Source organism: Streptosporangium sp. NPDC004379 (genome assembly GCF_042873875.1).
Classification (GTDB): domain Bacteria; phylum Actinomycetota; class Actinomycetes; order Streptosporangiales; family Streptosporangiaceae; genus Streptosporangium.
Genome location: NZ_JBIAMC010000010.1, coordinates 1 through 26,145, shown reverse-complemented (window position 1 = coordinate 26,145; position 26,145 = coordinate 1). Strand labels below are relative to the sequence as shown.

Sequence of the window (26,145 nt, the reverse complement as noted above, 5' to 3'; positions counted from 1 at the left end):
GGGGCGGTGCCGGCCCCGCGGCGCGCGGGGGCGACGTGGGTCCCGCGGCGCGCGGGCGGGCGGCCGGTCGTGCTCATCGGCGGCTAGCTCCTCAGCTCGACGACGTCGCCCGCGGAGGCGCGGGGGCGGCGCCGTACCGGGCCGACGGCCCCGTCGTCGACGATCTGGCCGTCGAGCAGCGAGACCACGCGGTCGGCCAGGCTGGCCACCCGGGCGTCGTGGGTGACCAGGATGATGGTCTGGCCGTCGCGGTGGACCTCGCCGAGCAGGCGCAGGACGTCGCGGGTGTTGCGGCTGTCGAGGTTGCCGGTGGGCTCGTCGGCCAGCAGCAGGCTCGGCCGGTTGGCCAGCGCGCGGGCCAGCGCGACCCGCTGCTGCTCGCCGCCGGCGAGCTGGGCGGGGGCGGCGTCGGCGCGGTCGGCCAGGCCGAGCTCGCCGAGGAGGTACTCCCGGCGCTCGCGGGCCTCGCGGGGGGAGGCTCCGGCCAGCAGCGCGGGCAGCTCGACGTTGTCGGCGACGGTCATGTTGGCGACCAGGTTGAAGAACTGGAAGACGAAACCGATCTTCCTGCGGCGCAGCAGCGCCCAGGCGCTCTCGCTCAGCGCGTCGACGCGCGAGCCGTCGAGCCAGATCTCGCCGCTGGTCCGGGCGTCCAGGCCGCCGAGCATGTGGACCAGGGTCGACTTGCCGGACCCGGACGGCCCCATGATCGCGACGAACTCCCCCGCCTCGACCTTCAGGTCCACCCCTCGTACGGCGGGCACCGGAACCCCGCCGTCCTGGTAGATCCTGACGAGGTTGACGGTGTTCACGATGGGGGGTGGACTCACGGGAGGTCCTCCTGACAGCGTTCGAGCCAGTCGAGGTCGGCCTGCAGGTGCAGCATGGCCCCCTCTATCAGCAGGAGCGCGACGCGATCCCCCCGGTCGGTCCGCTCGGCCAGTTCGTTGAGGTCGCGCATGAGCGCGAGGTAGTGGCGGCGCTGGCGGTTGATCAGCGCCGTCCGGTCCGCGATGCCGGTCATCGGGGCCAGCACGAGCTTCATGAAGAACTCGTCCCGGACCCTGGGGCCCTCGGTGGGCTCGTCGGCCCACGCGTCGAGGGCGTCCCGGCCCTTGGCGGTGAGATAGTACACCTTCTTGTTCGGCCGGTTGGACTGCTCGACGTCCACCGCCTTCACCAGGCCGTCCTTCTCCATCCGGCCCAGCGTCACGTAGATCTGCCCGATGTTCGGCGAGGGGTACGCCCGGCCGAAGATCTGCTCAAGCGCCTGTTTCAGCTCGTACCCGTGGGCAGGTTCCTTCGCGAGGAGCGCCAGCAGCGACAGCCTCACGCCCCACCTCCTCCAGGAGCTCGTTATCTGAGCGTTACGGCCTTATCCGTTGACGTCCACATTAACGCTGTGCATAACATGCATGCATCTACCTAACACGTATGTAACCGCACCGAAACGAGGTGGCAATCATGCGCAGACTGTTCCCGGTCGCGCTCGCCGCGCTGCTTGCGGCGGGATGCTCGGGGGCCGTCGCGCAGGAGACACCGGAACGGTCGAGCGGGACCGGTCCGATCACCTTCGTCACGGGACGGGACACCACCGGGTATCTCCAGCCGCTCCTGGACCGCTGGAACGAGGCCCATCCGGCCGAGCGCGTCACCCTTCTGGAGCTTCCGGAGGCGGCCGACGAGCAGCGCGCCCAGATGGTCGCCAACCTCCAGGCCAAGAGCGAACGATACGACGTCCTCGGCCTCGACGTGGTCTGGACGGCTGAGTTCGCCGACGCCGGCTGGATCGTGCCGCTCGACCGCGGCGCGTTCCCGCTGGGCCGGTTCCTGCCGCCGGTGGTCGACACCGCGCTCTACCGGGGCAAGCTCTGGGCGGTTCCTTACACCAGCAACGCCGGCCTGCTCTACTACCGCAAGGACCTGCTCGCCAAGCAGGGCTTCAAGCCGCCCACGACCTGGGCGGAGCTGCGGGAGCAGGCCAGGACCCTGCACGAGAGGTACGGCGTCGGCGGCTACGCCGGGCAGTTCCTCGCCTACGAGGGGCTGACCGTCAACTTCGCCGAGGCCGTGCAGTCGGCCGGCACCGACATCCTCAGCCCGGACGGCACGCGGGTCACCATGGACGCCGACCGGGCCAAGGCAGGCCTGGACTTCCTGACCGGCGGCGTCCGCGAGGGATGGATCCCGGCCGAGGCCCTCTCCTTCAAGGAGGAGGAGTCCCGGCTGGCGTTCCAGGAGGGCCGCCTGGCCTTCGCCAGGAACTGGCCCCACGCCTACGGCCCGGCCACCGCCTCGGCGGTCGGGAAGAAGTTCGGGGTGACCCGGCTGCCCGGCCTGAACGGTCCCGGCTCCAGCTCGCTGGGCGGGGTCAACCTCGCGGTCAGCGCCTACTCCAAGCGGCAGAAGTCGGCGGTGGAGTTCATCCGCTACTTCACCGGCCTGGAGAACCAGCGGCGGGTGCTCGCCGACGGCTCGTTCCCGCCCGTGTGGGCCGAGCTGTACGACGACCCCGGCCTGATCAAGCGCTTCCCCTACCTACCGGTTCTGAAGCAGAGCATCCTCTCCGCCCGCCCCAGACCGGCGAGCGCCAACTACAACCAGGTGAGCCTGGTGATCGCCAGCGCGGTCTCCAACGCCCTCACACATCCCCTGGAGGAGGACGACGGCGACATCGTCGCCTCCATCAAAGGCCAGCTCAGCGAGATCATACGGACTCAGTGACCGGGGGCGATCCCCCCGTCCGAGTCGTCATCCCCACTCTCGCTCCGCACGGCCCTCCCTCCTCCGCCACCCCCCCTGGAAGGACCCGGCTCCCACGGGTCCTCCGCAAGCACAGGAGGTCTTCCCAGCATGCGCAAATCCGTCATCACCCTGACCACCGCGGGCCTCGCGCTCGCACTCGCCGCCTGCGGCGGCCAGAACGACGCCGCCTCCCCCTCCGCCGCCGCGAGCGACAGCGCGGCGGCCCCGGCGGCCAAGACCCTCGAGGGCGTGAAGGTCGAGGTCGCCGCCAAGTGGACGGGCGCCGAGCAGGCCAACTTCGAGCAGGTCCTCAAGGCGTTCGAGGCCAAGACCGGCGCCAAGGTCACCTACGCCTCCACCGGTGAGGACACCGGCGCCTACCTCGGCCCGCGCATCCAGGGCGGCAACCCGCCGGACATCGCGATCCTGCCCCAGCCGGGCCTGCTGCAGCAGTACGCCAAGGAGAACGCGCTCAAGGAGCTCTCCCCCGAGGTGCAGAAGCAGCTCGACGACAACTACACCCCGTACTGGAAGGAGCTGGGCTCCGCCGACGGCAAGACCTACGGTGTGCTGATGAAGGCGGCGCACAAGTCGCTGGTCTGGTACCGCGACCAGGCCTTCCAGGACGCCGGCGCGCAGCCGCCCACCACCTGGGACGAGTTCGTCAAGACCGCCCAGACGGTCGCCGACTCCGGCACCCCGCCGTTCGCCCTATGCGGCGCCTCCGGCTGGACCCTGACCGACCTGTTCGAGAACGTCTACCTGTCCAGCGCGGGCCCGGAGAACTACACCAAGCTCTCCAAGCACGAGATCCCCTGGACCGACCCCTCGGTCACCACCGCGCTGGAGAAGATCGGCCAGCTCGTCGGCAAGAAGGAGTTCCTGCTCGGCGACACCTCCGGCGCCCTGCAGACCGACTTCCCCACCTGCGTCACCCAGGTCTACGGCCAGGACAAGGCGGCGATGGTCATCGAGGCCGACTTCGTCGGCACCACCGCCGAGGAGTCCAAGGCCAAGGTGGGCGAGGAGGCCAAGTACTTCCCGTTCCCCAAGGCCGGTGACACCGAGCCGGTCGTGCTGGGCGGCGACATCGCGGTGGTCATGAAGGAGTCCAAGGGCGCGATGGCGCTGATGGAGTTCCTCGCCTCCAAGGAGGGCGGCGAGGTCTGGGCCAAGCTTCCCGGCTACCTGTCGCCCAACCGCAACGTCTCGCCCGACAACTACCCCTCCGAGCTGACCAAGAAGCTCGCCGAGACGATCGTCTCGGCCGGTGAGGCCGTCCGCTACGACATGTCCGACCTGGCCCCCAGCGCCTTCGGCGGCACCGACGGCAAGGGCGAGTGGAAGCTCCTGCAGGACTTCGTCCGCGACCCCTCCAAGATCAAGGACATCCAGAAGCAGCTCGAGGCCGAGGCCAAGAAGGCCTGGAAGTAAGGGAGAGCGGCCGTGACCGAACGGTTGAACGGCCCGCGGGCCCCGCGCGGCGGCGGCGACGCCGCCCGCGGGTCCTCTCCCGGACCGGATGACGCACCCGGCTCCTCCGCCGGACCACGCGAGGAGCCCCCACCCCCGGCGGACGCCGGGACCACCTCCGGCGCCCCCGCCGGCACCGCCGCGGACCCCGGGGACACGGTCGCGGACACCCGCGACGCCGCCGGGACCGCCGGCGAGGCGGCCGAGGGCCCCGGCGCCGACGGCGAGGTCCACCCCGCCCTCGCCGACGTGACCCCCGCCACCTCCGACGACCCCGCCGAGCGGATGACCCCGGCCGTCGAGCCGGAGATCGCCACCGCCGGAGCGGCCGCCCCCGGAGCGGCCGCTCCCGCAGCGGGGCGCGGCCCCTCCCGGCTGGGGCCGTCGCCGACGCTGGCGATCCTGTTCCTCCTGCCGGGCGTGGTGCTGCTCGGCGCGATGGTGATCTACCCGATCATCTACTCGATCTTCCGCAGCCTCTACGACAGCACGGGGAACGCCTTCGTCGGGCTGGACAACTACGGGGCGATCTTCTCCGACTCCGGCACCCTCACCACGATCAGGAACAACCTGATCTGGGTCGTGGTGGCCCCCGCCATCGTGACCGTGGTCGGCCTGATCTTCGCGGTGCTGACCGAGCGGATCCGCTGGGCGACCGCGTTCAAGCTGATCGTCTTCATGCCGATGGCCGTCTCCCTGATGGCCTCCGGCGTCATCTTCCGGCTCGTGTACGAGCAGGCTCCCGACCGGGGCGTGGCGAACGCCGTCATCACCTCGGTCCAGGGCGTCTTCGGCGGCCACACCGGCTTCCCCGACGCCCGGCCCCGGGAGAACGACCAGGCGCCCATCGCCGCCCAGCAGGGCGCGGTGGTGACCAGGCAGCCCGCGCAGCCCGGCAAGGCCGTACTGGTCCCGCTGGTGGGCGTGAAGCCCGCCGACCTCGCCACGGCCTCCACGGCCAAGGCGGCTCCGCAGGCCGGACCCGGCGAGCTGGCCGGCACCGTCTGGGTGGACTTCACCCAGGGCGGCGGCGGGCGGATCAACGAGGTCGACCCCACCGAGAAGGCCCTTTCGGGACTGACGGTCGAGGCGGTGCAGAACGGCGCCGTCAAGGCCACCGGCACCACCGGCGCCGACGGCACCTTCCGCCTCACCGGCCTGGCCCCGGGCGACTACGTCGTACGGCTGCCGCAGTCGAACTTCGAGGCGGCCTTCGGCGGGGTCTCCTGGCTCGGCCCGACGCTGATCACCCCGGCCATCATCGGGGCCTTCATCTGGGTGTGGGCCGGGTTCTCCATGGTGCTGATCGCGGCGGGCCTGTCGGCCATCCCGCGTGACGCCCTGGAGGCGGCCCGCATCGACGGCGCCACGGAGTGGCAGGTGTTCCGCAAGATCACCGTGCCGCTGCTGTCGCCGGTGCTGCTCGTCGTGTTCGTCACGATGATCATCAACACCCTGAAGGTCTTCGACCTGGTATTCGTCATCGCGCCGGGATCGGTGCAGCCGCAGGCCAACGTGATCGCGCTGGAGATGTGGCGGGTCGCCTTCGGCGGCGGCAACAACCAGGGCCTGGGCAGCGCGCTGGCCATCTTCCTGCTGATCCTCGTCCTGCCGTTCATGGTCATCAACATCCGCCGGTTCAGGAGGGACAACCAGTGACAACCTCCACCATCGCCGGAGCCCCGCGGCGCGGCGCCCTGGGCCGGGTCGCGGACCGGATCGGCGGCGGCGTGATCCAGGCCCTCATGGTCCTGATCGGCGTCTTCTGGCTGGTCCCCACCCTCGGCCTGTTCGTGGTCTCGATCCGCGACGAGGCGGCCAACAACTCCACCGGCTGGTGGACCGCGTTCACCAAGCCGGCCGAGTTCACCCTGAAGAGCTACGGCGACCTGCTGGCCACCGGGTTCACCTCGTCGTTCTGGAACACCGTGGCCATCACGGTGCCCGCCACGGTCCTGGTGATCGGCATCGCGGCCATGGCGGCCTACGCGTTCGCCTGGATGGACTTCCCCGGCCGGGACCCGCTGTTCCTCGTGGTCGTCGGCCTGCTGGTGGTGCCGATCCAGATCGCGCTGATCCCGATCGCGAAGCTCTACGGCACGCTCGGCATCTTCGGCTCCATCGTCGGCGTGGTGCTCTTCCACGTCGCGTTCGGGCTCCCCTTCGCCATCTTCCTGCTCCGCAACTTCTTCGTGGGCATCCCCGGCTCCCTGCTGGAGGCCGCGCGGATGGACGGCGCGAGTGAGTGGCGCATCTTCTCGACCGTGGTGTTCCCGCTGGCCAAGCCCGCGATCGCGTCGCTGGGGATCTTCCAGTTCCTCTGGGTCTGGAACGACCTGCTCGTCGCGCTGGTGTTCGCCGACTCCGACAACCAGCCGATGACCAAGGCCCTGCAGTCGCAGATGCGGCAGTTCGGAACGAACATCGACATCCTGGCGCCGGGCGCCTTCCTCTCCCTGATCATCCCGCTGGTGCTCTTCTTCGCCTTCCAGCGGTACTTCGTTCAGGGGATGATGGCCGGCTCGGTGAAGTAAGGGGGCAGGTCCGGTACGGCTTGCCCGGTTTTCCCGGACGAGCCGTACCGGACCTCAAAGGTCGATAGGGTTTCCCCATGTCCGCACGCCCTTTGAACGAAGTCGTGGAAGCCGGGTGGGCCAAGGCCCTGGAGCCGGTCGCCGGCAAGATCGCCGAGATGGGCGACTTCCTCCGGAAGGAGGTCGCCGAGGGCAGGCAGTACCTCCCCGCCGGCCCCAATGTGCTCCGCGCCTTCCAGCAGCCCTTCGACGAGGTGAAGGTGCTGATCGTCGGCCAGGATCCCTACCCCACGCCGGGCCACCCGATCGGCCTGAGCTTCTCCGTGGCCGCCGACGTGCGCCCGATCCCGGCCAGCCTGCGCAACATCTACAAGGAGCTGACCGAGGACCTCGGGCTGCCCATGCCGGGCAACGGCGATCTGACCCCCTGGGCCGAGCACGGCGTGCTGCTGCTCAACAGGGTCCTCACCGTCATGCCGGGCAAGCCGGCCTCCCACCGGGGCAAGGGCTGGGAGGAGGTCACCGAGCAGGCCATCAAGGCGCTCGCCGAGCGCGGCAAGCCGCTGGTGGCGATCCTGTGGGGGCGTGACGCCCGCAACCTGCGGCCGATGCTGCACCCCTACCCGGCCGTCGAGTCGGCCCACCCGAGCCCGCTGTCGGCCCGCAACGGCTTCTTCGGGTCCCGCCCGTTCAGCCGCGCCAACCACCTGCTGGAGCAGCAGGGCGCCGACCCGGTCGACTGGCGGCTCCCGTAGGTTCCCTTCCGCGGATCCCCGCCCGGCCGGCCACGGCAGGCGGGATGATCCACAGGCGTCCCAGGTCGGTCCGGCCCGCCGGGGGCACTAAGATTTACCACCATGAGTGATGAATCGGGCACCGAACGCTATCTTCGCCTCACAGTCGAACTGACCGTGGAGGTGACCGACCTGGGCGCGCTCCAGGCCGCCGCGCTGAAAGAGATCAACCACCCCGAGGCCGACCTCGACGACGCCGAGCGCCGGGAGCAGGCGGAGATGGTCTCCGCCGACGACAGCGGGGCGACCTCGCTGCAGTGGCTCATCGAGCCGGACCACGTGCTCGGCCTGATCGAGCACATCGAGTCGATCGAGCCCCGCGAGGCCGTGCTGGGCGTCGAGCCCTCCGAGGGCCCCGCGGAGGAGGACGAGCACGACGGGCATGACGGGCACGACCACCACCACTAGCGCCGCCGGGCTCCGCTCCGTGGACCGTCCCGCCCGCCGTGGCCGCCGGACCCCCGCTCACGGCGGGGGCCCGCGGAACGGCACCCGGACACCGCGAGATGATCCGCGGGACCGGACCTAGCCGGGACCGCCGGTCCCGAAGCCGTCCCCGAAGGCCCAGAGCTGGCCCTCCAGATCGAAGGCCAGGTAGGCCCTGGCGCCGTCGGGGGTGGCTTCGATCTCCGTGACGATCTCCGCGCCCCGGTCCGCCGCCCGCTCGTAGTGGGCGTCGAGGTCGTCCACCACGACGAACACCCCCTGGCTGACCGCGGGCAGGTCCAGGGCGCTGCGCAGGTACGGCTCGCCGTCGCGGACCGGGGCCAGCACGACCACCGCGTCCCCGAGGGCGAGCCGGACGCACGCGGAGTCCCCGCCGCCGGGCGGGGCGGCCAGCGGGTGGAACCCGAAGACCTCACCCAGCCACGCCACGGCCGCCGGGGCGTCCTCGTAGCGAAGGAACGGGACCACGCGGGGCGTCGACATGCCGGCCTCCATCGAGCCGCTCGGGACGTGCGCTGCCTTCACGCCGAGCTTGTCACCGCCGGGCCGCCCCGTCAGCCCCATCGGCCCGCCTGCCCCATCGGCTGGTCCGGCATCCGGCCGATCGGGGCGCCGGGCCGTCCGCTCCGGCGTACGGGGAGCCGGGCCGTCCGCGCCCGGCCGGCTGGACGCCAGGGCGCCGGGCCCGCCGACCCGGTGGTCAGCCGGTCAGGATCTCCTCACGACGCCCGAGGAGCGCGTCGCACTCGCCCGCCAGCTCCGCGCGGCGGGAGGCCAGGCCGCTCACCGTGCCGCCGACCCAGCGCCCGACCTCCGCGACGGCCTCGCCGGTGCGGGCGATCCGCCGATGCTTGAGCGCGTCGAAGACGATGTTGTCGAAGAACATGTCGGCGAACCACCGGGTGTCGATCTGCGGGAGCCGCGGATCGGCGTGGACGCCGACGTCGGCCAGCTCGCGGGCGAAGGCGTCCAGCGCGCGCTGAGCCTGCCAGGCCGCCTGGTCGGCGTCGCGCAGGTGACCGTTCTCGATCATGTCGGCCAGCATGCCGCCGCCCAGCACGTCCCAGGTGGAGGCGCCGCGGGCGCCGCCGAGGCAGCGCAGGACCCGCTCCACCGCCTGACCGGCGACGGTCCCGGCCAGGTGGGCCTCCTCGTGCTCGCGCAGGTCGGCCCGGACGTCGGCGAGCCGCCGGGCGAGGGCGGCGAGCTCCCGGCCGCGCGGGTCGGCCGACCCGGTCAGCAGCCGCTCCTTGCGTTCGAGCAGGGCGGTGAACTCCTCGCGGGCCGAGCCGGTCCCGGCCAGGCCCCGCTCCACCTCCGCCCGGTCGGCCTCCAGCCACCGCAGGCGGGTGCGCTGCCCTTCGAGGCGCTGCCGTACGGCCTGGGCCTCGGCGCGCTCCCTGGCGAGCCTCTCCTCCTTGGAACCGGTCAGACCGGCCAGGAACGCCGCGAACCCGCCGCCCTCCAGCCGGGACACGTCGCGCTCCTCCTCGGCGAGCCGCGCCTCCAGCTCGCCGATCAGCTCACCGACCTCGTCGAGCTGGGAGGTCACCACCTGCCGCTGGCGGGTCAGTCGTTCCAGGAGCCGCACCCGCTCACGGGCCGCGCGCAGGTCGTCGTCGATGCCGTCGAAGGAGTCCACACCTCTGCGACGCCCGATGGCGGGAAATAGTTCCGCCGGGTTCCGCCTGATTCCGCCCTGCTCGGGCCGATGGAACCGAGCACGGCGGGTCACCGCGCCTGCCCCGGCGACCCCGGCGGCCGGTCAGTCCGGGGACGCCAGGGGCGACGGATAGCCGCGCACCCCCGACGGCAGGCGCCAGGGCTCGTGGAGCGCCCTCGGCGGGACGTCCCGGAGCTCGGGAACGTAGCGGCGGACGTACTCCCCGTCCGGGTCGAACCGCCGGGCCTGCCGTACCGGGTTGACGGTCCGGTTGGGCCGGGTGTCGTTGCCGGTCCCGGCGACCCACTGCCAGTTGCCGTAGTTGTTCGCCACGTCGCCGTCGAGCAGGAGGTCGAAGAAGTGGTCGGCGCCCGCCCGCCAGTCGATCCGCAGCCGTTTGACCAGGAACCACGAGGTCAGCATCCGGGCGCGGTTGTGCATCCAGCCCTCCGCCAGGAGCTGCCGCATCCCGGCGTCCACGATCGGCAGCCCGGTCCGGCCCTCCTTCCACGCCTGGAAGGCGTCGGCGTCGTCGTTCCAGGTCAGCCCGCGCGGCCGGTAGTCGGTGCGGTTGATGGCCGGGAAGGCCATCGTCACCTGGTAGAAGAAGTCGCGCCAGCAGAGCTGCCTCACGAAGTCGTCGCCGTCCTCGGCCAGCGACTCCAGCTCCAGGGGTGACAGGCAGCCGAAACGCAGGTAGGGGCTGAACTTGGAGGTGCGGTTGCCCGCGAGGTCGTCGTGGCCGGCGGCGTAGTCGGTCACGCAGTACTTCAGCCACTGCCGCATGCGCCGGCGCGCCACCGTCTCGCCGCCCCGGAACAGCTCGTGCGGCCGGTGCGACCGGCCGGGCGGCGGGGCGCCGGGGTCCAGCCCCTCGGGCAGGGTCACCCTGGCCGGGGCGGGAAGCACCCCGCGGCGGGGATGGGCCTGCCAGGCCCGCCAGTAGGGGGTGAAGACCCGGTAGTGGTCCCCTTTCCCGGAGGGGGTGACCGCGCCGGGCGGCACGATCGTCACCCCGGGGAAGGCCCGGAACTCCATCCGGTGCCGCTCGCACTCCCCGGCCAGGCGGCGTTCCCTGCGCCGCGCGAGGGCGCTGACGTCGGCGCTGACGTGGACGGCCTCGACGGTCCCCGCGCCGGACCCGTCGCCGCCTCCGCCGCCGGCGATCTCATGGGCCAGCCGTACGGTCTCGGCCACCGCGTCGCCCCGGCGGATGACGAGGTCGCCGCCCCGTTCCCGGAGCGACAGGCGCAGGTCGGCGAGGGTCTCCGCCAGGAACCCGGACCGGCGGCCGGCGGGCACGGAGGGGTCCAGCACGAAGAGGGGGACGACCCGGCGGGCCCGCGCGCACGCGGCGGCGAGCGCCGGGTGGTCGTGCACCCTCAGGTCGCGGTTGAGCAAGACGATGACGGTGTCCATCGAAGGTGACTTCGCGTGACCGTCCGGGAGCGGTTGCATCCGCCCCGCGGGTCTCCCCGCCTCCGCTCCGGGCGTCTCCGCTCCGGGCGTCTCCGCGGGTCTCCCCTCCTCCGCCGCGCCCACCCGCGTGGATCCGCTCCGGAGCGTCCTGCATCCGCCCAGGTGGGCCGTACGAAGGAGTATGCGTGGAGGGACGCCCCGGACCGGGGGCGTCACTCTCCTGGCAAGCTGGTGCAGGACGACGACCGAGGAGGGATCGGGGTGGCGACGAGAATGGACGAGGCGGGCCGGGCGGTCTCCGAGGACGTGCCGGCTCCCGGGGACGAACCGGGTTACGGCATCGGCGCGGTCGCGCGCCGGCTCGGCGTTCCGGCGCCCACGCTGCGCACCTGGAACCTCCGGTACGGGATCGGGCCCAGCCACCGCAGCCCCGGCGGGCACCGCCGCTACGACACCGCCGACCTGCGGCGCCTTGAGGAGATGAACCGCCTCATCAAGCTCGGCGTCCCGGCGGCCGACGCGGCGCGGGAGGTCCTCAGGCCGGGCGCCGCCCGGTGGGAGGTCCCCTCGGAGCGGCTGCTGCGCCCTGACCCAGGGCTGGGCGCCGCCGTCCCCGTCACCCAGGGCGACCTCGCCCGGGAGCGGATCGCCCCGGTCATGCCGGACGCGCCGGGGGCGGGGGCGCAGGTCCCGACCGTGGCGATGCTGGCACGGGCCGCGGTGGCGCTGGACAGCCAGACCGTGGCCGAGTGGATCGGCGCCGCGCTGGAGCGGCACGGGGTGGTGTGGACCTGGGAGGGGCTGGTGCTCCCGGTCTTCGAGACGATCTGCCGCCGCCAGGCCGAGACCGGCGCGAGCGTGGAGATCGAGCACCTGTTCTCCGACCGGGTGCTGGCCGCGCTGACCCGGCTCGTCCGACGTCCCGACCGGCCGGTCAACGACCGCCCGGTGCTGCTGGCCTGCGCCGCCGAGGAGCAGCACAGCCTGCCGGTCTACGCCCTGGCGGCGGAGCTGGCCACCGTGCACCGCCTGGAGACCCGGGTGCTGGGGGCCCGGACCCCGTATCCGGCCCTGGCCGACGCGATGCGCCGCCTGAGCCCGGGGGTGGTCTTCGTCTGGTCGCAGCGGTCCGAGACCGGTGACCCGGCGCCGCTGGGCTCACTGCCCGCGCTGCGCCCGGCGAGCCGGATCGTCGCGGGCGGCCCGGGGTGGGGCGACGGCCTGCCGCCGTCGGTGACCTTCGTCACCTCGTTCCAGGAGGCCGTCACCCGGATCCGCGAGGCGATCCGCTGATCCCCGGCTCACCGGCTCCGGCCCGCTGACACCCGTCCGGCGGCTCCGGCCGCCGGCCCGCCCGTTTCCCGGCCGCCGTTCCGTCCGCGGGTCCCGACTCGGCGGCCGTCTCTCCGCGGGGCCGGAGAACCGCCTCCCTGCCGTCGTTTCCGGCTGCCCGTCGCCCTCCGCACACCGCTCTGACCGGCGGGTTCGTTTGCGTTCATGGAAGCCGCCGGGTATGAATAAGTTTTGAATAGGTTTCCTGGGTAAGTGAGGTCACCATGGAAGACACCCTGAACGTCCGGCTCGCACAGGGCGACGACGCGGCGCTGGCCGAGTGCCTCACCGCGCACGGTGCGCTCATCCGCTCCTACCTGCGGCGTTTCATCCCGCCGCAGGAGATCGAGGACGTGCAGCAGATCGTGTTCGCCGAGGTGTGGCGCTCACGGCACCGCTTCGACCCCGAACGCAACCTGACGGCCTGGCTGATCGGCATCGCCCACAACCGGGCGGTGGACCACCTGCGGGTGCGCACCCTGCAGACGGTGCCGCTGGACGTGGTCGCCGACCCGGCCGGCGCGGACGGCCGGACGGACGGGGACGGGCTGGCCGCCCGTGACGAGCTGCTGCGGGCGCTGGCCGAGCTGCCCGCGCCCCAGCGCCAGGCCATCGAACTGGCGTACTACGGCGATCTGACCCAGCGGGAGATCTCCGAGAGGCTGAGCGTGCCGCTCGGCACGGTCAAGGCCCGTACGGCGCGCGGTCTGCGCCGGCTGTCGGACATCCTCGCCCCCGCGGCATGACCCGCCCTCGGGACGCCGCGGACCACGGGGACACCATGGATGACATGGGCGAGTGGAACGACATGGACCGGCAGCCCCGGCCGCGGGTGGCGGTGTCGAGCTGCCTGCTGGGCGACCCGGTGCGCTTCAACGGCGGGCACAGCCGCGACCGCTTCGTCAGCGGGGAGCTGGACCCGTACGTCGACTGGGTGCGCGTCTGCCCCGAGATGGAGATCGGCCTCGGCGCGCCGAGGGAGTCGCTGCGGCTGGAGCGTTCGGCCGACGGCCCGCGCCTGGTCACCAGGAAGACCGGGACGGACCTGACCGGCCGGATGAACGCGCTGGCCGCCGAGCGGTCGCTCACCCTGGACGTGGACGGCTACGTGTTCAAGGCCAGGAGCCCGAGCTGCGGCATCCACGGCATCCCGGTCTACGCGGGCGACAGGGTCGTGGACCGCGGGGCCATGGGCGTCTTCGCGTCCCGCGTCCTGGACGCCCACCCGCTGCTGCCGGTCGAGGACGAGGGGCGGCTGAACGACGCCCTGCTCCGCGAGACGTTCGTGGAGCGGATCTTCGCGTACGCGCGGCTGCGCGCGCTTCTGGAGAGCGACTGGCGCCCGCGCGACCTGATCGCCTTCCACTCCCGGCACAAGATGCAGCTGCTCGCCCACGACCCGGTCTCCTACCAGCGGGCGGGGCAGGTGGTGTCCCGGGCGGGGACGGCCTCCCGGGAGGAGCTGGCCGTCGCCTACGCCCACGCCTTCCGCACGGCCCTCGCCTGCAAGGCGAGCATCGGGCGCAACGTCAACGTCCTCCAGCACTGCATGGGGATGATGAAGGACCACCTGGACGAGACCCGCCGGGCCGACCTGGCGGAGGTGATCGACTCCTACCGCGCCGGGGAGGTGGCCCTCAGCGTCCCGGCGACCCTGCTGCGCCACCACGCGCGCGGCGAGGCCGCCGAGTACGTCCGCGACCAGACCTACTTCGCGCCCTACCCGCGGGCGCTGCGGCTGCGCAACCACGTCCCGGCCTGACCCGCCGCACCGGCCCGCCGCCCGGCCGCGCCCGCCCAGACCCCGGACGCGCCGGGCGGCGTCACGACCACGTCACGCGACCGGCACGCCCGGCTCCCGACCCGGCCTCAAGCCCGGTCCCGGTCAGCCGGCCTTGACGATCGCCAGGGAGCGCGGCGGCAGGAACAGCTCCTCGCCCTCGGCGGTGACCTTCGGGTCCGAGGCCAGCAGCACCTGACCCGGCGCGAGCCGTACGGTGAGCGCGACCCGGCCGAGGTTGGCCGCGACCTGGCAGGATCCCCGGTGGACGACCAGCCAGCCGTCGCCGTGGTCCACCCGGACCCGGTCCAGCCGGGGGTCCGACAGCTCCGGATGCGCCCTGCGCAGCGCGATCAGCGCCCGGTACCAGTCGAGGTGCGCCCGGTGGGCGTCCCGGTCCAGCTCACTCCAGTCGAGCTTGGAGCGCGTGAACGTCGTCTCCTCGCCCGGGTCGGGGGCCCGGTCCGCCCAGTCGTCGTAGCCGAAGCCGACGAATTCCCGGCGCCGCCGGTCGGCCTCCCCCTCCCGCAGGTGCGGCTCGACGTGGTCGGTGAAGAACAGGAACGGCGTGCTCGCGCCCCACTCCTCGCCCATGAACAGCATCGGGGTGAACGGCGAGGTCAGCAGCAGCCCCGCGGCCAGCCGCAGCGCCTCGGCCGGCATCCGGTCGCCCTCGGCGCGGTTGCCGATCTGGTCGTGGTTCTGCGCCGCGCAGACGAACCGGTGCCCCGGGACGTGCCGCGCCGGGCGGCCGTGCGAACGGCCCCGGAAGGACGAGAAGGTGCCGTCGTGGAGATAGGCGCAGGTCAGCACCTTGGGCAGCGCCCCGGCGAAGTCGTCGTAGTAGCCGTGCCGCTCCCCGGTCACCGCCACGTGCAGGGCGTGGTGGACGTCGTCGTTCCAGGCGGCGGCCAGGCCGTACCCGCCGGCCTCGCGCGGGGTCATCAGCCGCGGATCGTTGAGGTCGGACTCGGCGATGAGCGTCAGCGGCCTGCCCACGGCCGCCGACAGGACGTCCACCTCGGCCGACAGCTCCTCCAGGAAGTGGACCGCCCGCCTGTCGTGCAGCGCGTGCACGGCGTCCAGCCGCAGGCCGTCGACGTGGTAGTCGCGTAGCCACTGCAACGCGTTCTCGATGAAGTAGCGGCGCACCTCGTCGGAGCCGGGGCCGTCCAGGTTGACCGCCTGCCCCCAGAAGGAGGCGGCGCTGTCGTGGAAGTAGGGGCCGAACGGCGCCAGGAAGTTCCCCGACGGGCCGAGGTGGTTGTAGACCACGTCGAGGATCACCCCGACGCCCCGCAGATGGCAGGCGTCCACGAACCGCTTGAACCCGTCGGGACCGCCGTACTCGTCCGCGACGGCCCACAGGTCGACCCCGTCGTAGCCCCAGTTGCGCCTCCCCGGCACCGGCGGCACCGGCATGACCTCGACGAAGTCGATCCCCAGCTCGACGAGGTGGTCGAGCTTCCCCGCCGCCGCGTCGAAGGTCCCGGCGGGCGTGAAGGTTCCGACGTGCAGCTCGTAGATCACCGAGCCGGGCAGGCTCCGCCCCCGCCACAGCTCGTCGTTCCAGGGGAACCGGCCGTGGTCGTACACCCGGCTCGGCCCGAAGATCCCCTCGGGCTGCCAGCGGGTGCGCGGGTCCGGCAGCGGGTCGCCGCCGTCGACGCTGAACCGGTAGTCGGTGCCGTGGCCGGCCCCGGCCACCTCCGCGGTCCACCAGCCGCCGCCCGCGGCGTCCATCGAGTGGCGGACGTCACCGATCACCACGTCCACCGCCGTCGCCGCGGGGGCCCAGACCTCGAACACGCCGTTCACTCCCTCTCCGGAACCCTCCGGTGACCGCGGGCGCCCGCGCCTCGGGCACTCCGTTCACTCCCATCCCGAAACCGCGGGCGCCCGGGATCCGGGCGCCCGGGGTTCACTCCCTTTCCAGCAGCGCCACCGGCCGGGTCGCGAGCAGGTGGCCCAGCGAGATCCGCCCGGTGTGCCGTACGCCGGACAGCAGATCGCGCCACGAGCCGGGCGGCAGCTCGATCATCTCGTCCCCCCAGCCGCCGCGCCGCTCCAGGCCGACCGGGAGCCGGGTGGCGACGGCCACGGCGCGGTCACCACGGGCGAAGGCCACGGCGTGCTCCCCCGCCTCCATCGGGACGTACGGCAGCGCGGGGTCCAGCCGCCGCCGCAGGTTCAGCGCCTCGCGGGTGACGTCGAGCTTGCCGGCGTCCCAGTCCGAGGCCCCCTCCGTCTCCCCGGCCAGCATCCGGCGGCGCAGCGCGAAGTCGACCGGACGGCGGTTGTCCGGGTCCACCAGGGAGAAGTCGGTGATCTCGTTGCCCCAGTAGACGTCGGGCACGCCGGGCAGCATGAGCTGGACGAGCTTCTGACCGAGGGAGTTGGACCGGGCGTGGGGCTCGATCCGGGCCGCGAACCGCCCGACGGACTCGCCGCACTCCTCGATGGCCCGGTGGACGAAGTCGCGCAGGCCCTCCTCGTAGGAGGGGTCGGGCGTGGCCCAGGAGATCGCGGTCTTGGCCTCCCTGGCCGCCTTGAACAGGTACTCGAAGAACCTCTCCTCGCTGATCGGCCAGGCCGCCATGAGGTTCTGCCAGGCCAGGTGGTCGAGCGACGGGTCGAAGGAGACCCGGTCCGACCACTCCGCGACCGCCGCCTCCCACTCGCCGGGGATCTCCGACAGCACGGCCAGCCGGGCGCGGACGTCCTCGGAGCGCTTGGTGTCATGCGTGGACAGCGTCGTCATCGTGCCGGGCCGGAGCTCCCGGCAGAAGTCGTGGAAGGCGGCGACGGTCCCACCGAACCGGTCGGGCTCCCCGCCCACCTCGTTCAGGCAGGACAGCGGATACCACCGGTACAGCGCGGTGTCCTCCACGCCCTTGGCCATCACCGGCCCGCAGAGCTGCTGGAAGCGCACGACGGCCTCCGGCGGGCCGTTGAGGACCTTCTCGACGACCTCCTCCACCGGCGCGCCCTCGGGCAGCCTGGCCGCGGCGACCTTCCCGGCCTCCTCGACGATCGTCGCGGAGACCGCCGGGACGGGCTCACCGGGCACCACGTAGGCCCGGTAGACCGGCATCGCGACCAGCAGCTCCACCAGCGTCTCGCGGTCCGCGCCGAGCAGCGCGTTCAGGCGGTCCACCTCGGCACGGAAGAACAGGTCGATGACGTGCCGCTTGGACCGCCGGACCACCTCGGCGTAGTCGCGCGGCACACCGGTGCGGGCGGTGAACAGCCCGGTCAGCGGTTCGGCGCCGGCCGGGTCGACGAACAGCCCGGTGATCCGGTTGAGCACGTCGTAGCCGGTGGTGCCGTCGCAGTCCCAGTCGGCGGGCAGCCTCTCCTCGCCCACCAGGATCTTCTCGGCGACCGTCCACACCCCCGCCTCGCGGCGCAGCCGCGCGAGATAGCCGCGCGGGTCGGCCAGCCCGTCGGGGTGGTCCACCCGCAGCCCCTGGACGAGGCCCTCCCGCACCAGGCCGAGGATCACCTCGTGCGTGGCCTCGAACACCTCCGGGTCCTCGACCCGCAGCCCGATCAGCGAGGAGACGTCGAAGAACCGCCGGTAGCCGGGGCCCTCGCGCCAGTCGACCAGCCGGTAGTGGGTGTCGGGCAGCGGGAAGACGTGGTCGTGGTAACGCAGCACGTCACCGTCGGGGGACGGCTCGACGTCGTCGCCGAGCACCGGCATCGCGACCCTGCCGTCGCTCCAGTCGATGTCGAACCACCGCCCGTACGGCGATGCCCGTCCCTCCTTCAGCACCGACCACAGCGCCGGGTTGCCCGACTCCGGGACCGGGACCGTCATGTGGTTGGGCACGATGTCCACGACGACGCCGATGTCGTGCCCGGCCAGCGTCGCCGCCATCTCCCGCAGCCCGTCGATCCCGCCGAACTCCTCGCGGATCCTGGAGTGGTCGGTCACGTCGTAACCGTGCCGCGACGGCGGGTCGGCCTGCAGGACCGGCGACAGGTAGACGTGGTCGACCCCCAGGTCCCGCAGGTAGGGGGCCAGGGCCGCCACGTCGGCGAAGCCGAAGTCGGGGGTGAGCTGGAACCGGTAGGTGGAGCGGGGTACCGCGGGCCCGGTCACGGCGGTCCCGGGCGCGGCGGGCTCCCTCACGGACGAGACGGAGGAGACGGAGGGATCAGACACGGCGCAGCACCCTCACCGACCGGCCGGCCACCGGCACCTCTTCCCCGGCCCGGCACATCCGGGTGTCGACCGTGATCGGCATGGCCGTGTCGATCTCCGTCATCCACATCTCCCCGTAGTCCTTGGGAATGGTGAACCCGATGACATCGTGGTGGGCGTTGAACATCAGCAGGAACGAGTCGTCCCTCGTCCGCCGCCCCCGCCGGTCGGGCTCGGTGATGGCGTCGCCGTTCAGAAAGACCGCCAGCGACCTGGCGTATCCCACGTTCCAGTCGGCGTCGGTCATCTTCTCACCCAGCGGGGTGAACCACTCGATGTCGCTGAGGCTGTCGCCCGAGCCGCGCACCGGCCTGCCGTAGAAGAAGCGGCGGCGGCGGAACACCGGGTGGCCGGCGCGGAGCTTGGCCAGCTTCTGGGTGAACTCCAGCAGCAGCCAGTTCTCCCGGACGTCCGACCAGTCGACCCAGCTCAGCTCGTTGTCCTGGCAGTAGACGTTGTTGTTGCCCCGCTGCGTGCGCCCCAGCTCGTCGCCGTGAGAGATCATCGGCACGCCCTGGGACAGGAACAGCGTGGTCAGGAAGTTGCGCTTCTGCTGCTCGCGCAGCGACTCGACGTCCAGCGAGGCCGGCCCCTCCTCACCGCAGTTCCAGGACCGGTTGTCGTCGGTGCCGTCGCGGTTGTGCTCGCCGTTGGCCTCGTTGTGCTTGCCGTTGTAGGAGACCAGGTCCTGGAGGGTGAACCCGTCGTGGCAGGTCACGAAGTTGATCGAGGCGGCCGGGCGGCGGCTGTCGTCCTGGTAGAGGTCGCTGGAGCCGGTCAGCCGGGAGGCGAACTCCGGCAGCGCGGCCGGCTCGCCCCGCCACAGGTCGCGGATCGTGTCGCGGTAGCGGCCGTTCCACTCGGTCCACCGGGCCGGGAAGTTGCCGACCTGGTAGCCGCCCGGACCGACGTCCCACGGCTCGGCGATCAGCTTGACGCGCGACAGCACCGGGTCCTGCTGCACCAGGTCGAAGAAGGCGCTCAGCCGGTCCACCTCGTGCAGCTCACGCGCCAGGGTCGCGGCCAGGTCGAACCGGAAGCCGTCCACGTGCATCTCGGTGACCCAGTAGCGCAGCGAGTCCATGATCATCTGCAGGGCGTGCGGGGACCGCATGAACAGGCTGTTGCCGGTGCCCGTGGTGTCCATGTAGTAGCGCTTGTCGTCCTCGACGAGCCGGTAGTAGGCGGCGTTGTCGATGCCGCGCATGCTCAGCGTCGGACCCAGGTGGTTGCCCTCGGCGGTGTGGTTGTAGACCACGTCGAGGATCACCTCGATGTTCGCCTCGTGCAGCGCCTTGACCATGGCCTTGAACTCCATCACCTGGCCGCCGGGCTGGCCGGTGCTGGAGTAGGCGTTGTGCGGGGCGAAGAACCCGATGGTGTTGTAGCCCCAGTAGTTCGTCAGGCCCCGGTCCATCAGGACGTGGTCGGTGACGAACTGGTGCACCGGCATGAGCTCCAGCGCCGTCACGCCCAGCCCGGTGAGGTGGTCGATGATCTCCGGGTGGCCGAGGGCCGCGTACGTGCCCCGGATCCGCTCCGGGATCTTCGGGTGGTTGATCGTCAGGCCCTTGACGTGCGCCTCGTAGATCACCGTGTCGTGGTACGGCGTCGCCGGCGGCCGGTCGTGGCCCCACCCGAAGAAGGGGTTGACGACGACCGACTTCGGCATGAACGGCGCCGAGTCCGCGTCGTTGCGGCTGTCGGGCTCGCCGAAGCGGTAGCCGTAGACCGCCTCGTCCCACTTCACGTCCCCGTCGATCGCCTTGGCGTACGGGTCGAGCAGGAGCTTGGCGGGGTTGCACCGCTGCCCGCTCGCCGGGTCGTAGGGCCCGTGGACGCGGTAGCCGTACCGCTGTCCGGGAGAGACGCCGGGAAGGTATCCGTGCCAGACATGCCCCTCCACCTCGGTGAGGGCGACCCGGGTCTCCTCGCCGTGGTCGTCGAACAGGCACAGCTCGACGCGCTCGGCGACCTCGGTGAAGAGCGCGAAGTTCGTTCCCGCGCCGTCATATGTGGCCCCCAGGGGATACGGATCCCCCGGCCAGATTTCAATCATCACACCGCCCCTTCAGCGGTGGGAAGACATGCCCTGTCTTTCCCAGGTCATGCACGCATTTCCCACTCTTCTCGCTGTGAAGTGCGCCGCACGCGGCGGCCGGAGCCCCTACGCGTTCCGGACCGGCGTGGAGACGTCCACGACCAGGCCGTTCGGGTCGAGCACCATGAAGCCTCGCTGGCCGTAGAACCGGTCGCTCGGCGGGGAGACGATCCGGCAGCCCATTCCGAGGGCCCGCTCGTGGACCGCGTCGACGTCGTCGACCACGAACGTCAGGATCGTGCCCGCCGGGGAGCCCCGATGGGCCTCCGGGACCAGCTCGTGGTCCCGCCGCCAGATCCCCACCTCCAGGCGGGGGTCGTCGGGCGGCGAGAGCTGCACGTACCAGTCCTCGTCGAAGTTGACCTTCAGGTCCAGCAGCCGGGCGAAGAAGTCCCTGGTCTCCGGCAGCCGGTCGGACAGGATGTTGGTCACCACGCGGTTGACGGTCATACGCGTCCCTCCAGGGTCGGATCGGTGAAGACGATGTGCGGACCGTCCCTACGTGTTCCCCCTGTGGGCAGGCTAAGACGTGGTTTTCCGTACGGGCGCGTTCCGGCCCGGTGTGTCGCGCCCGGGTACGGCGAGCCGGTCACACCCGGAGTCCCGGTTCCGGTTCCGGGCAGGGCTCAGGACTCGGGTACGGCGAGCCGGTCGCGCAGGGCGCGCAGCGCCGGTTCGTACCCGCGCAGGCCCGCCGCGGCGATGAACTCCCCGGCCGCCCGCAGGTGCGCCCCGGCCCGCCCCCGGTCGCCCGCGAGCAGCGCGAGCCGCGCCAGGCACAGGTCCGCGACCGACCAGCCCACCAGCCGGCCGGCGTCCGGGGCGAGCGTGCCGTACAGGTCCCGCCCGGCGTCCGCCTCGCCGAGCGCCAGGCAGAGCTCGGCGGCGGCGTCCGCCGCGAACCGGTAGGCCAGGCCGGGGCCGAGCACGGCGAACCCGTCCCGCGCCAGGCCGGCGAAGACCTCGCGTGCCTCGCCGGTCCGGCCGAGGTCGGCCAGCGCCAGGCAGCGCAGCAGCAGCCAGGGCCACTCGCCGGGACGCAGGGCGAGCATCTCGTCGGCCACCGCCAGCGCCGCCGCCGGCTCACCCCGCCCCCTCAGTGCCAGGAAGCGGAAGACGCCGCCGCGCAGGCGGGTGTCGTCGCGGCCCAGCGCCCCCTGCGGGTGGGCCGCCGCCGACTCCTCCGCGGCGGCCACGGCGTCGTCGGGCCGGCCGTCGAGGTGGGCGTGGATCGCGGTCTGCCAGGCGGCCAGCGAGACCATCGAGGGCAACCGGAGCCGCCGGGCGGTCTCCCCGAGCCAGGCCAGCGGCTCCGCGGCCCCGGCGACGCCGTCCCGGGCGACGTGCTCGACATGGACGGACTCCCGGCCCAGCCACTCCACGGCCAGGTCACCGGTGCGACGCCCGATCTCCACGATCTCCTCCGCCGCCGCCCGCCGGGCGTCGTGGTCGCGGCCGTGCCGGAGCACGATCACGAGGGCGACCAGCGCGTTGGCCAGGGCGCGGTCGTCACCGGTACGGCGGGCCAGCCGTACCGCCTCCCACGCCAGCTCCGCGCTGCGCGCGACCGGCCGGGTCGCGAAACCGGTCGTCGCGGCGGCCGCCAGGAGCCGGGCCCGCCACGGCGAGTCCCCGGCCAGTCCCGAGCCGAGGACCCGGTCGATCCGCTCGGCGAGCCGGTCGATGCCGGTCATCTCCTCGTACATCGCCAGGTGGATCGGGTCGGAGAAGCCCAGCACCGCCCTGGCCAGGCGGCTGTCGTCGTCGAGCCGCTCGGCGATCCCGGCGGCGGCCTCCAGGGAGGCGTGGGCCTCGATGCTCATCCCGGCCGCCGCCCGCGCCTCGGCCAGGTCGAGCAGCAGGTCACAGCGCAGGGCGTCATCCTGTTCCGGCCGGGTCCCGGCCGTGGCGAGCGCCAGTTCCAGCAGCTCCGCCGCGTCCTCCGGGGCGAACTGCGCCATCGCCTGGGCCGCGGCCCGGCGGGTGTAGCCGACGGCCTTGCCCGCCGTACGGTCGCTGACGACGCCCTCCCGGTAGTGGTGCGCGATCTCCGTCAGGCGGGTCGGGCTCCGCCGCTCCAGCACCTCGGCGATCCGGCCGTGCAGGCGGCGGCGCCGCAGCGGCGGCAGTCCGTCGCGCAGCGTGTCGCGGACGATGTCGTGGACGAACCGGCAGGCCGGCCCGTCGCCCTCGGTCAGCAGCCGGGCCCGCACGGCGGCGTCGAGGACGTCCAGCACCCGCTCCTCGGGCACCTCCGACACCGCCGTCAGGACGTCCGTCTCCGCCTCCCGGCCGACCAGCGCCGCGACGGTCAGCACCGCCTCGGTGTCCGGCGGCAGACCGGCCAGCCGGCCGCGGACCACGTCGGACAGCTCACGCGGCGCCCGCCCGAGGCGCAGCACCTCGCCCAGGAAGAACGGGTTGCCCGCGGTCAGTCTGCCCATCTCGGCGGCCCGGTCCGGGTCGGCCCCGGCGCCGGCGAGGTAGGCGCGGACGTCGGCCTCCCCCAGCCCCCGCAGCGCCAGCCGCCGCACGTTCGGCAGCCGCGTCAGCGCGCCGAGCGTCTGCGCGAGCGGGCCGCCGGGCCGTACGCCGGTGTCCGCTTCGGTATTCGCTTCGGTGCCCACTTCGGTGTCGCGGTAGGTCGCCACCACGGTCAGCCGCGGGCAGAGCCGGGTGGAGGCCAGGAACTCCAGCAGCCGCAGCGAGGACGCGTCCGCCCATTGCAGGTCGTCGAGGACGACCAGGATCCTGCCGTGACCGTCGAGCAGCCGGGCGAACGCCTCGTACCGCTGGAACTGACCGGCTCCGGCGGGCCGGGGGTCGCCGGAGCCGCCGGGCGACGGCGGGGGGTGCCCGGCCTCGGCGGGCGAGGTCCTGGGACGCCCGGTCCCGATCATGTCCGCGTCCCCGTCCGTTTCCGGGTCGGCGTTCGTGTTCACGTCCGCGCTCACGTCCGTGTTCACGTCCGCGTCCGCCAGATCCCGTACGGCCTGCGTCCACGGCCAGAACGGCGGTGCGCCGGCCCCGTCCCAGCAGCGGCCCCACGCCACCCGGCGTCCCCGCGCCCTCGCCGTTTCGGCGACCCGCTCGGCGAGGCTGGTCTTGCCGATCCCCGGCTCCCCCGCCAGCAGCACCACCCGGTGCCCGTCCCCGGAGACCGCCTCCTCCAGCACCCCGATCTCGGTGTCCCGGCCGACCAGCCGGGTCCGCGGCTCCGTGAGGGCCGCCGCCAGGACCGGAGAGGTCACCGCCGGGATCCGGGGGGTGAGTGAGGGATCCTGGGTGAGGATGCGCCGTTCCATCTCCCGGGACCGGGGGTCGGGGTCCAGCCCCACCCCCTCCGCCAGCAGCCGGCGGCCCTCGGCGAGCACGGCCAGCGCGTCCGCCTGCCGCCCGGCCTGGTAGAGCGCGTGTGCGCCGAGGACGCGCAGCCGTTCCCGGAACGGGTGCGCGGCCACCAGCCGGATGAGGCCGCCGCTCAGCACCGCGCCCCGGCCGAGGGCGAGTTCGGCCTCGGCCGCGTCCTCCTCCAGCGCCAGCCGGAACTCGGCCAGCCGGGTGATCTCGTCCGCCGCCCAGCCGTCGGCCCCGAAGTCCGCCAGCGGCTCCCCGTTCCACTCCCCCAGCGCCGAGCGGAGCCTCCGCGCCGCGTCCTCGTGGTCACCGCCGCCCAGCGCGCGCCGTCCCTCGGCGGCCCGCTCGCGCGCCCTGCCCAGGTCGATCCGGGCCGCCGGGACGTCCAGGGCGTAACCTCCGGCCCTGCTGACCAGGACCCGGGGCGGCACGCTGCGCGGCCTGCCCGGCTCGAAGGCGCGGCGGAGCTTGGAGACGTACGCCTGGAGGGTGTTGACCGCCCCGGGCGGCGGGCCTCCCTCCCAGAGCGCGTCGATCAGCCGGGGCGGGGCGACCGGGCGGGGCGCGGCGAGCACGCAGAGAGCCAGTACGGCGCGCTGCTGATGGGGTCCGATGTCCAGCGGCGTCCCGTCGTCGGCCGTCACGCCGACCGGCCCCAGCACGCGAAACTCCATCGGGTCCCCTCTTCACGGTTCGGGCCGATAGTAGTGGACGGTTTCATCTGGATTCGCGGGTCTTCCAGGGGATTTGTCGAGGCGAGATGGCCGGATGCGGCAAGGGTTTTCTGACGTTTGCCGCGTGACGGCCGGGTAGTTTCGAGCGGTCTCACGAGTGAAGGGCGCAGGAATGGGCGGATTCAAGAAGTTCCTCATGCGAGGAAACCTCGTCGAACTGGCCGTCGCGGTCGTCGTCGGGGCCACCTTCAGCGGGCTGGTGCAGGCGCTGGTCAAGGATCTGATCACGCCGCTGCTCGCGGCGGTCACCGGCGGCCGGAATCCGGACTTCTCGCAGTACTACTTCACCGTCAACGGCGCGAAGTTCATGTACGGCGACTTCATCAACCACCTCCTGACCTTCCTGATCATCGCCTCGGTGATTTACTGGCTGGTCGTCATGCCGATGACCCGGCTGATCGCCTTCTTCGACCGGGACAAGGAGGCGACCGAGAAGAAGTGCCCGGAGTGCCGCAGCGACATCCCGGTCGAGGCGAGCCGCTGCGCGTTCTGCACCGTGGAGCTGTCGCCGGTCCGCGCGGCCGACAAGCCGCAGGTCTGACGCCCGGCCCGGAGACCTGTAGGACCATGGGACGGTGAGCTTCGAACTGGCCGTCTGGTACGAACCCGAACCGATCAGCAGGGAACGCGCGGAGCGCGTCCACCACGCGCTCCGCAGCGGAGAGCCCGGCGCCGCCGAGCCGCGCCCCCAGGTGACCGCGTTCGCCGCGCGGCTCGCCGGAGCCGAGCAGGTCTCCCCGGGGTTCGCCCTGGTCACCGTGGAACCGGAACGGGCCGACGAGATGTCCGGCGAGGTCTTCGCCCTGGCCCGCGAGTACGGTCTGGTCTGCTACGACCCGCAGCGCGGGCTCGTGCACAACCTCTCGCCCCTGGGCGTCTACGCGGGCATGCAGATGCACACGGGCGACGGGATGATCGTCGTCGATCCGGACCTCGGGCTGGTCCACGACGTGCTGGGCACCCTGTCGCCGCAGAACCCGTTCACCGCGCTGGTCGTCTTCGGCTCGCACTTCATCCAGGTCTCTCCGGAGATCACCGGATACGAACTGGAGTACAAGGACAGCGGACGCAACCTGATGTTCCGCACCCACGTGTCCGACCTGGAGGCGGTCCGCGCCGCCTTCGCCGAGTACGCCACGGGCGAGCGCGGCTTCCTGGAACGCCACGACTGGGAACGGGTCTGACGCTTCTTGTGCGGGTCCCGCGCTTCAGGCTCGGGTCTTTCGCATCGCGGGATGTTGCCCGCGGGGCCGGGCTGGGGCTTTTCGCGTCGTGGGGTGTTTCCCCGGGCTTGGGCTCGTCAGTGGTTGTCGGGCTGGGCGGGTGCGCGCGCTGCGGTGGGTGGGTGTTCCGGCCGGCGTTGTGGCTGGTGTCTGGTTCCGACCGGCCTTCGGCCTGGTCTCGGGCGCGGTGGTTTCTGGCGTTTTGAAGCCGGCCGGAACACCCACCCACCTCCGCGCCATGCCTGACCGGTCCGTACGGATGACCCGCCGTAGCGTCTCCCTTTCCGGCGGCCCACGGTCCCCGCCGATGCTGAAGCGATCCGTTGCTCCCCG

The 26,145-nt window shown here is 72.5% G+C and carries 21 protein-coding genes; 11 read left to right on the top strand and 10 right to left on the bottom strand.

Features of this window, described 5'->3' with window-relative positions; all coding sequences use genetic code 11:
• Nucleotides 1–83: 83 nt before the first annotated feature.
• Together ACFYSC_RS21945 and ACFYSC_RS21940 are read right to left on the bottom strand one after the other, a co-directional pair.
• The gene (locus ACFYSC_RS21945) at nt 84–830 is read right to left on the bottom strand and encodes an ABC transporter ATP-binding protein (protein ID WP_362930378.1); all 747 of its coding nucleotides are present in this window, start codon (nt 828–830) and stop codon (nt 84–86) included.
• Complete coding sequence (locus tag ACFYSC_RS21940; RefSeq protein ID WP_362930377.1) at nt 827–1,333, bottom strand: PadR family transcriptional regulator; 507 nt, start codon at nt 1,331–1,333, stop codon at nt 827–829. The genes ACFYSC_RS21945 and ACFYSC_RS21940 overlap by 4 nt, the downstream gene beginning before the upstream one ends.
• A gap of 131 nt (nt 1,334–1,464) precedes the next feature.
• Here ACFYSC_RS21940 and ACFYSC_RS21935 point away from each other — a divergent pair, with 131 nt between their 5' ends.
• From ACFYSC_RS21935 to ACFYSC_RS21910, 6 genes are all read left to right on the top strand, one after another.
• The gene (locus ACFYSC_RS21935) at nt 1,465–2,724 is read left to right on the top strand and encodes an ABC transporter substrate-binding protein (RefSeq protein ID WP_389964550.1); all 1,260 of its coding nucleotides are present in this window, start codon (nt 1,465–1,467) and stop codon (nt 2,722–2,724) included.
• Nucleotides 2,725–2,853: 129 nt separating this feature from the next.
• A complete protein-coding gene (locus tag ACFYSC_RS21930; protein ID WP_389964547.1) occupies nt 2,854–4,179 on the top strand; it encodes an ABC transporter substrate-binding protein in 1,326 nt (441 codons plus the stop codon).
• A gap of 12 nt (nt 4,180–4,191) precedes the next feature.
• On the top strand, nt 4,192–5,877 hold the full coding sequence (locus ACFYSC_RS21925) for an ABC transporter permease subunit (RefSeq protein WP_389964544.1): 1,686 nt from the start codon (nt 4,192–4,194) through the stop codon (nt 5,875–5,877).
• Nucleotides 5,874–6,752, top strand: coding sequence for a carbohydrate ABC transporter permease (locus ACFYSC_RS21920; RefSeq protein ID WP_362930369.1), 879 nt, complete (start codon nt 5,874–5,876; stop codon nt 6,750–6,752). The genes ACFYSC_RS21925 and ACFYSC_RS21920 overlap by 4 nt, the downstream gene beginning before the upstream one ends.
• A gap of 77 nt (nt 6,753–6,829) precedes the next feature.
• Nucleotides 6,830–7,507 (top strand): uracil-DNA glycosylase, encoded by a 678-nt coding sequence (locus ACFYSC_RS21915; RefSeq protein ID WP_362930367.1) that lies wholly within the window; start codon nt 6,830–6,832, stop codon nt 7,505–7,507.
• 102 nt (nt 7,508–7,609) lie between these two features.
• Nucleotides 7,610–7,954: a hypothetical protein gene (locus ACFYSC_RS21910; RefSeq protein ID WP_389964540.1), complete on the top strand. Its 345-nt coding sequence runs from the start codon at nt 7,610–7,612 to the stop codon at nt 7,952–7,954.
• A 117-nt stretch (nt 7,955–8,071) separates the two neighbouring features.
• Here the strand turns inward: ACFYSC_RS21910 and ACFYSC_RS21905 are convergent, their stop codons facing one another.
• The 3 genes from ACFYSC_RS21905 to ACFYSC_RS21895 all read right to left on the bottom strand — a co-directional run bounded on the left by ACFYSC_RS21905 (nt 8,072) and on the right by ACFYSC_RS21895 (nt 11,075).
• Nucleotides 8,072–8,476, bottom strand: a complete 405-nt coding sequence (locus tag ACFYSC_RS21905; RefSeq protein WP_389964537.1) for a VOC family protein — start codon at nt 8,474–8,476, stop codon at nt 8,072–8,074.
• Nucleotides 8,477–8,693: 217 nt separating this feature from the next.
• Nucleotides 8,694–9,635, bottom strand: coding sequence for a hypothetical protein (locus tag ACFYSC_RS21900; protein WP_389964534.1), 942 nt, complete (start codon nt 9,633–9,635; stop codon nt 8,694–8,696).
• A gap of 123 nt (nt 9,636–9,758) precedes the next feature.
• A complete protein-coding gene (locus ACFYSC_RS21895; protein ID WP_389964531.1) occupies nt 9,759–11,075 on the bottom strand; it encodes a cryptochrome/photolyase family protein in 1,317 nt (438 codons plus the stop codon).
• Between the two features lie 261 nt (nt 11,076–11,336).
• Between ACFYSC_RS21895 and ACFYSC_RS21890 the strand changes: the two genes are divergently transcribed.
• The 3 genes from ACFYSC_RS21890 (at nt 11,337) to ACFYSC_RS21880 (ending at nt 14,169) form a co-directional block, all read left to right on the top strand.
• Nucleotides 11,337–12,368, top strand: coding sequence for a MerR family transcriptional regulator (locus tag ACFYSC_RS21890; RefSeq protein ID WP_389964528.1), 1,032 nt, complete (start codon nt 11,337–11,339; stop codon nt 12,366–12,368).
• A gap of 263 nt (nt 12,369–12,631) precedes the next feature.
• Nucleotides 12,632–13,153, top strand: a complete 522-nt coding sequence (locus ACFYSC_RS21885; RefSeq protein WP_389964525.1) for an RNA polymerase sigma factor — start codon at nt 12,632–12,634, stop codon at nt 13,151–13,153.
• 44 nt (nt 13,154–13,197) lie between these two features.
• Entirely contained in the window at nt 13,198–14,169 is a 972-nt protein-coding gene (locus ACFYSC_RS21880; protein ID WP_389964522.1) for a YbgA family protein, read from the top strand.
• 123 nt (nt 14,170–14,292) lie between these two features.
• Here ACFYSC_RS21880 and treZ read toward each other — a convergent pair whose 3' ends face one another.
• From treZ to ACFYSC_RS21855, 5 genes are all read right to left on the bottom strand, one after another.
• Nucleotides 14,293–15,996: a malto-oligosyltrehalose trehalohydrolase gene (gene treZ, locus ACFYSC_RS21875; RefSeq protein ID WP_389964519.1), complete on the bottom strand. Its 1,704-nt coding sequence runs from the start codon at nt 15,994–15,996 to the stop codon at nt 14,293–14,295.
• Between the two features lie 112 nt (nt 15,997–16,108).
• Nucleotides 16,109–18,358: a malto-oligosyltrehalose synthase gene (gene treY, locus ACFYSC_RS21870; protein ID WP_389964516.1), complete on the bottom strand. Its 2,250-nt coding sequence runs from the start codon at nt 18,356–18,358 to the stop codon at nt 16,109–16,111.
• On the bottom strand, nt 18,351–20,456 hold the full coding sequence (gene glgX, locus ACFYSC_RS21865) for a glycogen debranching protein GlgX (protein ID WP_389964513.1): 2,106 nt from the start codon (nt 20,454–20,456) through the stop codon (nt 18,351–18,353). The genes treY and glgX overlap by 8 nt, the downstream gene beginning before the upstream one ends.
• Nucleotides 20,457–20,564: 108 nt before the next feature.
• Complete coding sequence (locus ACFYSC_RS21860) at nt 20,565–20,948, bottom strand: VOC family protein (RefSeq protein ID WP_389964510.1); 384 nt, start codon at nt 20,946–20,948, stop codon at nt 20,565–20,567.
• Nucleotides 20,949–21,124: 176 nt separating this feature from the next.
• Complete coding sequence (locus ACFYSC_RS21855; protein ID WP_389964507.1) at nt 21,125–24,529, bottom strand: BTAD domain-containing putative transcriptional regulator; 3,405 nt, start codon at nt 24,527–24,529, stop codon at nt 21,125–21,127.
• A 172-nt stretch (nt 24,530–24,701) separates the two neighbouring features.
• Here ACFYSC_RS21855 and mscL point away from each other — a divergent pair, with 172 nt between their 5' ends.
• Nucleotides 24,702–25,130 carry a large conductance mechanosensitive channel protein MscL gene (gene mscL, locus ACFYSC_RS21850; RefSeq protein ID WP_389964504.1) on the top strand — a complete coding sequence of 143 codons (429 nt, stop codon included), beginning with the start codon at nt 24,702–24,704 and terminating at the stop codon, nt 25,128–25,130.
• Between the two features lie 34 nt (nt 25,131–25,164).
• Nucleotides 25,165–25,773, top strand: coding sequence for a hypothetical protein (locus ACFYSC_RS21845; protein WP_389964500.1), 609 nt, complete (start codon nt 25,165–25,167; stop codon nt 25,771–25,773).
• Nucleotides 25,774–26,145 lie beyond the last annotated feature (372 nt).